The 7,531-nt window shown below is 67.9% G+C and carries 8 protein-coding genes and 1 pseudogene; 3 read left to right on the forward strand and 6 right to left on the reverse strand.

Features of this window, described 5'->3' with window-relative positions; all coding sequences use genetic code 11:
- Positions 1-67: 67 nt before the first annotated feature.
- The 4 genes from A5701_RS15785 to A5701_RS15800 are packed head-to-tail and all read right to left on the reverse strand — an operon-like array spanning position 68 to position 3,909.
- Positions 68-1,111, reverse strand: a complete 1,044-nt coding sequence (locus A5701_RS15785; protein ID WP_067755332.1) for an LLM class flavin-dependent oxidoreductase — start codon at positions 1,109-1,111, stop codon at positions 68-70.
- The gene (locus A5701_RS15790; protein ID WP_197499039.1) at positions 1,111-1,635 is read right to left on the reverse strand and encodes an SRPBCC family protein; all 525 of its coding nucleotides are present in this window, start codon (positions 1,633-1,635) and stop codon (positions 1,111-1,113) included. Before A5701_RS15790 ends, A5701_RS15785 begins: the two co-directional genes overlap by 1 nt.
- Positions 1,636-1,685: 50 nt before the next feature.
- Positions 1,686-2,792 carry an acyl-CoA desaturase gene (locus A5701_RS15795; RefSeq protein ID WP_067755334.1) on the reverse strand — a complete coding sequence of 369 codons (1,107 nt, stop codon included), beginning with the start codon at positions 2,790-2,792 and terminating at the stop codon, positions 1,686-1,688.
- A gap of 28 nt (positions 2,793-2,820) precedes the next feature.
- The gene (locus tag A5701_RS15800) at positions 2,821-3,909 is read right to left on the reverse strand and encodes a ferredoxin reductase (protein WP_067755336.1); all 1,089 of its coding nucleotides are present in this window, start codon (positions 3,907-3,909) and stop codon (positions 2,821-2,823) included.
- 97 nt (positions 3,910-4,006) lie between these two features.
- On the opposite strand from A5701_RS15800, the gene A5701_RS15805 reads away from it, so the two are divergent.
- Positions 4,007-4,654 (forward strand): TetR family transcriptional regulator, encoded by a 648-nt coding sequence (locus A5701_RS15805; RefSeq protein WP_197499038.1) that lies wholly within the window; start codon positions 4,007-4,009, stop codon positions 4,652-4,654.
- 49 nt (positions 4,655-4,703) lie between these two features.
- Here A5701_RS15805 and A5701_RS15810 read toward each other — a convergent pair whose 3' ends face one another.
- Together A5701_RS15810 and A5701_RS15815 are read right to left on the reverse strand one after the other, a co-directional pair.
- Positions 4,704-5,096: a hypothetical protein gene (locus A5701_RS15810; protein WP_067755338.1), complete on the reverse strand. Its 393-nt coding sequence runs from the start codon at positions 5,094-5,096 to the stop codon at positions 4,704-4,706.
- Positions 5,097-5,133: 37 nt separating this feature from the next.
- Complete coding sequence (locus A5701_RS15815; RefSeq protein WP_067755342.1) at positions 5,134-5,739, reverse strand: GNAT family N-acetyltransferase; 606 nt, start codon at positions 5,737-5,739, stop codon at positions 5,134-5,136.
- A gap of 66 nt (positions 5,740-5,805) precedes the next feature.
- Between A5701_RS15815 and A5701_RS15820 the strand changes: the two genes are divergently transcribed.
- Together A5701_RS15820 and A5701_RS15825 are read left to right on the forward strand one after the other, a co-directional pair.
- Positions 5,806-6,903, forward strand: a complete 1,098-nt coding sequence (locus A5701_RS15820; protein ID WP_067755344.1) for a F420-dependent hydroxymycolic acid dehydrogenase — start codon at positions 5,806-5,808, stop codon at positions 6,901-6,903.
- 164 nt (positions 6,904-7,067) lie between these two features.
- Positions 7,068-7,520: pseudogene (locus A5701_RS15825) on the forward strand (hemerythrin domain-containing protein); the annotation flags it as partial.
- Positions 7,521-7,531 lie beyond the last annotated feature (11 nt).

Genomic DNA, 7,531 nt, shown 5'->3' on the forward strand with positions numbered 1-7,531 from the left:
CCGCCGAGCGTGTGGCCCGGGTACGAAAACCCGTCGTTGATTTGTCCATATCCGCCACGGTCGGGGTTTAGCCGATCTCGCCGACCAGCTCGATGGCCCGGCCGAGCGTGCCAAGCTTCGCATCCAGCGTGTCGCCGGCCGGATACAGCCGCACGGTGCTCACGCCGGCGTCCCGCCACACGCTGAGCCGGGCGCGAACCATCTCCTCGGTGCCGATCAGCGTGGTGGCCAACACCATCTCGTCGGTGACCAGTGCGGCCGCGCCGTCGCGGTCGCCGCGCTGCCAGCGTTCGCGTACCTCGGCGGCGATCTCGGACCAGCCTTGGCGGCTGTAGGCCTGGTTGTAGTAGTTCGTGCTGGACGAGCCCATGCCGCCCAGGCTGAAGGCGAGCTCCTTTTTGCGGCCCGCGACCATGCCGCGCAACTCCTGCTCGTCGGCAGCGAAGGCGACTTCGGCGCCCTGGCAGATGTCGACGTCGGCGCGGGTGCGGCCGGCGGCGGCCAAGCCCTCGTCGAGGTGTGAGAAGTAGGCCTCGCCGGCACCCACCGGGACGAAGCTGGTGCCCAGCCACCCGTCGGCGGTCCGACCCGTCAACCGCAGCATCGCCGGTGAGAGCGCGGCAAGGTAGATCGGGATCGGGTGCTCGGGCCGGGTCGACAACCGCATCGGCACCCCTTCGCCGCCGGGCAGCGGAATGTGGAATTGCTTGCCGGAGTAGGACACTTTGCCGCCGGCGAAGACCTGCCGCACGATGTCGACCGTTTCGGAGATGCGCGCCAGGGGCCGGCTGAAGGAGACGCCGTGCAGGCCCTCGATCACCTGCGGGCCGGATGCGCCGAGCCCGAGGAGGAATCGTCCGCCCGACAGGTTGGACAGCGTGATGGCGGTCTGCGCGACCATGACCGGCGAGCGGACGCCCACCTGCAGGACACCGGAGCCCAGTAGGACCCGCTCGGTCCGCGCCGCGAGGTAGCCGAGCGCCGAGGGCGCGTCGGAGCCCCAGGCCTCGGCGACCCAGCACACGTCGAGGCCCAGTCGTTCCGCTTCGACGACGAAAGCGGCGGTTTCGCCCGCGGCGCTGGACAACTCGACCGTCGTCGCGGTGCGCATCAGCGCACCCCGTGTTCGGCCAGCCTCTTGATCGCCGCGAGTGTCTTGCCGATCGCGGCCTCGAACTCGCGCATCCGCACGAACACGATTTTCTGCTCCTTGTCGGGCATCGACTCGATGGCCACCGACAACCCCGAACGGCCCGGCCCCATCTGCATCCAGTAGCTCAGCGCGGTGCCGCCGTCGCGGGGCGTCAGCCTGAACCGCCACATCGCCGCGGGATTGTCGGGTTCGCCTACGGCCCAGGAGAATTCACGCGGTTCGTCGTATGCGACGATCTGGGAGGTGGTGCTCCATTGCCCGAACGCGTCGTGCTGGTTGTGTCCGACGAAGCGCGCGCCCACGCACGGGGCGTCGGCACCCTCGGCCCACTCGACGGCTTGCAACTCGTTGCTCAGGGTCGGCATCAGCTTGATGTCGGAAACCAGGCTCCACACCCGGGCCGGATCCGCATCGATCCACGTCGATGCCTCCACCGTCGGTTTGTCCGCATAGCGTGCGCCGGTCCACTCCACGCAGCCCATTGTCCCCCGCGCGCAAGGCCCGGTTTGCGCGTGGGGGACGTGGGCGACCGTCAGGCGGCCACGGGCACCGGATCGGCCGAGCGGTCGCCGGTAACCTTCCGCACCATGGAGTCGGGGAACGTCAGCCGAACGATCTTGCGGACGACCGTCCCGAACTGCCTCAGCAGCGGGCCGCGGTTGTAGGGGATGCCGTAGCGCTCACAGATCTCCTGCACCTCCGGCGCGATCTCGGCGTACCGGCGTGCCGGCATGTCCGGGAACAGGTGGTGCTCGATCTGGTGGGAGAGGTTGCCCGATAGCAGGTGAAAGAGCTTGCCGCCGGTCAGGTTTGCCGAACCGAGGACCTGCCGGAAGTACCACATGCCGCGCGACTCGTCCTTGGTCTCCTCGACGGTGAACTCCTGGGTGCCGTCGGGGAAATGGCCGCAGAAGATGATCATGTACGACCACACGTTGCGCATCAGGTTGGCCGACAGGTTGCCCGCGAAGACGAACGGCGCGAAGGGGCCGGCCAGCAGCGGGAAGGCCACGTAGTCCTTCAGCGTCTGCCGGCGAGTCTTCTTCCAGATCTCGCGCAGCACCTCGCGCTTGTCGGCGAATTCGATCTCACCCGCGCGGATGCGCTCGGTTTCCAGCTCGTGCAGCGCGACGCCGTACTGGAACAGCACCATCAGCAGGAAGGCGTAGAGCGGGTTGCCCAGGAAGTAGGGCTCCCAGCGCTGGTCTTCGCTCATCCGCAGGATGCCGTAGCCGATGTCGCGGTCCATCCCCACGATGTTGGTGTGGGTGTGGTGCATGTAGTTGTGCGAATGCCGCCACTGATCGGCCGGGCACGCGGTGTCCCACTCGAAGGACCGGCCGGAGATGGTCGGGTCACGCATCCAGTCGTATTGACCGTGCATGATGTTGTGGCCGATCTCCATGTTGTCCAGGATCTTGGACAAGCCGAGCATCGTGGTTCCCAGCAGCCAGGCGGGCGGCAGGAAGAGCAGCGCGCGCCCGCCGACCTCCAGCGCTCGCTGCGCTTTGATGACGCGGCGAATGTAGTCGGCGTCCTCGGCTCCCAGGCTGGCCATCACGCGCTCCCTGATGGCGTCCAGCTCGCGGCCGAATGCGTCGGCCTGTTCGGGGGTCAGGCTGATCTTGTTCTGTGTCATGGCTTTTCCTCTCGGAAATTTCTGGCGGCTAGAGCGATAGGTCGACATCGCCGACGGGGACGGACACGCAGATCTGCACGTCCTCGTCGGGTCCGGTGGACACGGCGCCGGTGATCAGGTTGCGCACCGTTCCGGCGGTCTTCCGTCGGGTGCAGGTGTGGCAGATGCCCATCCGGCAGCCGTTCTCGGGTGACAGGCCGGCGGATTCCGCCTGTTCCAGCAGCGAGCGTCCGTCGTCGACGACGTCAACCCCGCTGTCGGCGAAGGTGACCTTGCCGCCCGACGGGCTGGCGGGCGCCTCGAACGACGGCGGCACGAAGCTTTCGGTGTAGACGTTGTCGCAGTGGGCCCGTACGGCGTCGACCAAAGGCGTTGGGCCGCAGACGAACACCGCGTCGGGTGAGGCCATGGCGGCGTCCAGATGCGCGGCGCCGAACCGGCCTTCCAGATCGCCACCGCCGGATCGGGTGTAGCCGTGCAGCACGCGGACGCCGGGCAGGGTCGCCAGCTCGTCGCGGTAGCAGGCCTCGGCCGCGGTGCGTGCGTAGTGCACGAACGCGATCTCGCCCGGGTGATTCTCGGCGACCAGCGTGCGCAGCATCGCCATCACCGGAGTGATGCCGCTGCCACCGGAGACGAAGAGGATCCGGTTCGGTCGGTTTGCCGGCAACACGAAGTCGCCACCCACGCCCGTCAAGCCGAACACCATGCCGCGGCGGCCTTGCTCGTACAGGTAGTTGGAGACCAGGCCGCCGTCGTGCCGGCCGATGGTCAGCTCGAGATTGGCGGCTCCTTCGACATTGGCCGGGGAGTAGCAGCGGGTGTGCCGGCGACCGTCGATCTCGACGGCGAGGTTGACGTACTGGCCGGCTTGGACCGTCCAGGCGGAGGTGAAGCTTTCGTTCGGGGCCAGCGTGAGGGTGACGCTGCGCGCGGTGGTGCGGCGCACGTCGATCACCTTGGCGCGGGCCTGGCCCAGCGTCCAGGTCGGGTCCACCAGCTCGGTGTAACGGTCGACACCGTGCGGCCCGGTGAGCAGATCGAGGAGGTCGGAACCCAACACCCGCTTCCGAAGAGTTCGGGCGAGGGCCCGACTCGAAGTAGCTTGAGTGAACATATGTACACCGTGCAGCCGCACCACCCGGTCAGTCAAGGGTTTACTGCAGGTCTGTGGTAGGGTTCACACAGTGAACAGCCGTACTCCTAGCTCACGGGTGCGCGGTTCTGGTCGCGAGCGCGTGCGCGAAAGCCGGTCGCGTGAGGAGCGCAAGGAGGCGACCCGGCGCGCCATCATCGCCGCGGCCCTCAAGCTGCTGCAGGACCGCAGCTTTTCCAGCCTCAGCCTGCGGGAGGTGACCCGCGAGGTCGGGATCGTGCCTGCGGCGTTCTACCGCCACTTCGAGTCGATGGAGGCACTGGGGCTGGTCCTGATCGACGAATCATTCCGCAGCCTGCGCGATACCCTGCGTGAAGCCCGCGCCGGGAAGCTCGACCCGAACCGAGTCATCGAGTCATCGGTGGAGATACTGGTCGCCAGCGTCGCGCAGCGGCGCGAACATTGGCGGTTCATCGCGCGCGAACGCAACAGCGGGCTGAGCGTTTTGCGCTACGCCATCCGGACCGAGATCCGGTTGATCACCTCCGAGCTGGCGACCGACCTGGCCCGCTTTCCGCGGCTGCACGAGTGGACCACCGAGGACCTCAACGTCCTGGCGACCCTGTTCGTCAACGCGATGATCGTCATCGCCGAGGCGATCGAGGACGCGCAGAGCGCCGAGGCGCTCGAAGACATCCGGCGGATCGCCGTCAAGCAACTGCGGATGATCGCGATCGGCATCGCCGGCTGGAAGAGCACCCCTTAGCGGGCGCCCAGCCGCCGCATGCGCAGTGAACAGTCGGACACTGGCCGCATCACTCCGTCGTCTGGGTGATGTCCGGCGCCGCGTTCTCGTCGACGACCTCATACAGCGACTCACCGTCCTCGGGCGCTCCGTCGATCTGGCCCCGATGAGCGCGTCCGGGCGGACCGTCGGTCGGCACGCCCGCGCCCGGCATGTCGGGCGAGACGTCGGGTTCCTCCTCGGCGAGCCGGGCGTCCAGGGATTCCCCCTCGCGCTCTTCCCGCGCCGTCATGCCGAAGCGGTTGGCCTCGCTCCAGTCCTCGGGAGGGTCGACCACGATGTCACCGTCGTCGTTGTGGAGTTCGTCGGAGTCGGTGCCTTCGCTCGCGTTCAGGGTGTCGCCGGGCCCGCCCTCCTCGGGGAAGTCCGCGGGGTCGCCCTCGGCTTGCGGGTTTTCGCTCATGCGGGATCGGTTGCCCGCCGGGTAGGGGGGCTAAACGCTACCGCGGCGTGCGCCACATCGCCCACATGGTGGGACCACCGTCGGGCAACACCAACTCGCGGGTCACCGTGAAACCGAAACGTTCGTAGTACGGCACGTTTTCGGGCTTGCTCGATTCGAGATACGCCGGACAGTATTCGGCGTCGCAGCGGTCGAGCCGGGACCGCATCAGGGCCTGGCCGAAGCCTTGGCCGCGGACGGACGGGTCGCTCCCGATGGCGGCCAGATACCAGTGCGGCTCTTCGGGATGCGTGCGCTTCATCAATTCCTGCACGCCGCGGGCCCTCGTCGCGCGCATGCCGAACACGCGCAGGAAAGTCGGGGTCATCGCCAGTTCGCCCAGGCGCGTCTCCCGCCAACGGTTGGGCGGATCCCAGAGTGCCGCCGCGCCGATGCCCGGGCCGTCGCAGGCCACCTCGACGCCGCCACAGCCCAGATGATGGTGTCGCGTCATCGTGCCGAAGACCCGGTGCAAGTTCGCGGTGCGCGCCCTGTCGTCGGGCAGCAGCCAGGTCATCACCGGGTCGTCGTAAAAGGCACGCGCCAGGGTGCGCGACAGTTCGCGGACATCGGCCTTCCGCGCCGGGCGCGCCTGGGGGGTCACCCGAGTCAGGTTAGCGGTTACCCGCATCCGGGGTGTCATCGCAGAACCGGTGGGTACGTTGTTTCGATGACCGGCGTTTCGCGTCGCGCATTCGGGCGGGCGGCCGCCGGTGCGGGCATGCTCGGCGCCGCCGGGCTCGGTGCCGGCTGCGGGCGGCCGGGCACCGACCACGCCGCGCCCGGTTCCCCACCACCGCCCGCGGCCAGGCCGGTGGGTCTGGTGCTCTCGCACGAGCAGTTCCGCACCGAACAACTCGTGGCGCAGGCCCAGGCGGCCGAACAGGCCGGTTTTGCCCACGTCTGGGCCAGCGACCACATCCAGCCATGGCAGGACAACGAGGGCCATTCGATGTTCCCGTGGTTGACCCTGGCGCTGGTCGGCAACGCCACCAACCGCGTCTCGTTCGGTACCGGCGTGACCTGCCCCACCTACCGCTACCACCCGGCCGTGGTGGCCCAGGCCTTTGCCTCGCTGGCCATCCTGAATCCCGGACGGGTGTTCCTGGGAGTCGGGACCGGGGAACGGCTGAACGAACAGGCGAGCACCAACGCCTTCGGCAACTACACCGAGCGCCACGACCGGCTGGTCGAAGCGATCAGCCTGATCCGACAGTTGTGGAGCGGATCACGAATCTCGTTCGCCGGTCGGTACTTTCAGACCAACGCGTTGAAGCTTTACGACACGCCCGCCAGCCCCACGCCGATCTTCGTGGCGGCCAGCGGGCCCAAGAGTGCGACGATGGCCGGCCAATACGGCGACGGCTGGATCGGTCAGGCACGCGACGTCACGAATCCGGCGCTGCTGGCGGCGTTCGGCGCCGGCGCGCGCGCCGCAGGCCGCGACCCGGGCGGCATGGGCAAGCGGGCCGAGCTGTTCGCCGTCGTCGGCGACGCCGCAGAGGCCGCCGCCGCGGCAAATCTGTGGCGCTTCACCGCCGGCGCCGTCGACCAGCCGAATCCGGTCGAAATCCAGCGCGCCGCGCAGGCCAACCCCATCGACAAGGTGCTGGCGAACTGGACGGTCGGAACCGACGCGACACCCCACGTCAAGGCGGTGCAGGCGATCCTGGACGCGGGCGCCGTCCCGTTTTTGCACTTCCCGCAGGGCAATCCGCTGACGGCCATCGAGTTCTACCGCACCAACGTCTTGCCGAAGTTGCGCTAGTCCGACGTGGGACGGGCCTCGGGCTGAATGTAGACGGCGCGCACCGCGCGCAGCTCTCTCCCCCACCATCACTCGAAATTCGCCGCGGGCCAGCGCGTTTCAATGCCGTCGCCCCGGGTATCCGCAGGCCACTTCGAGTCATCAGCCCAACTGGAAGGCAAGGCATGGACGCAATCACTTTTCTTCGCCAGGACCACAAAAGCGTGCTCGGATTGTTCGAGACGCTCGACGGGGCGCCGTCGGGTTCGGGCGCCGAAGCGAGCGGCCTGGAGACCTTCGTGAACAATCTCATCATCGCGGAGTCCCAGCACGAAGCCATTGAGGAACAATTGTTTTGGCCGGCGGTGCGCGATGCGATCGGCGACGGAATCGTCGACAAGGCGATCGAGCAGGAGCAGGCCGGCAAGCAACTCTTGCAGCGGCTCGAGGACGGCAAGCCCGGCGAACCCGACTATCACGAAGCGCTGCAGGAGTTCGTCAAGGCCGGCCGCGAACACATCGCCTACGAGCAGGACGTGGTGTGGCCGCAGGTCGAGTTGGCGATCAGCCGCGAAGATCTGGAGAAGATCGGCGAAAAGCTGGAGCAGGCAAAGAAAATGGCCCCCACCCGCCCCCACGTTTGACTACG

The organism is Mycobacterium sp. E3305, assembly GCF_001666785.1.
GTDB lineage: Bacteria > Actinomycetota > Actinomycetes > Mycobacteriales > Mycobacteriaceae > Mycobacterium.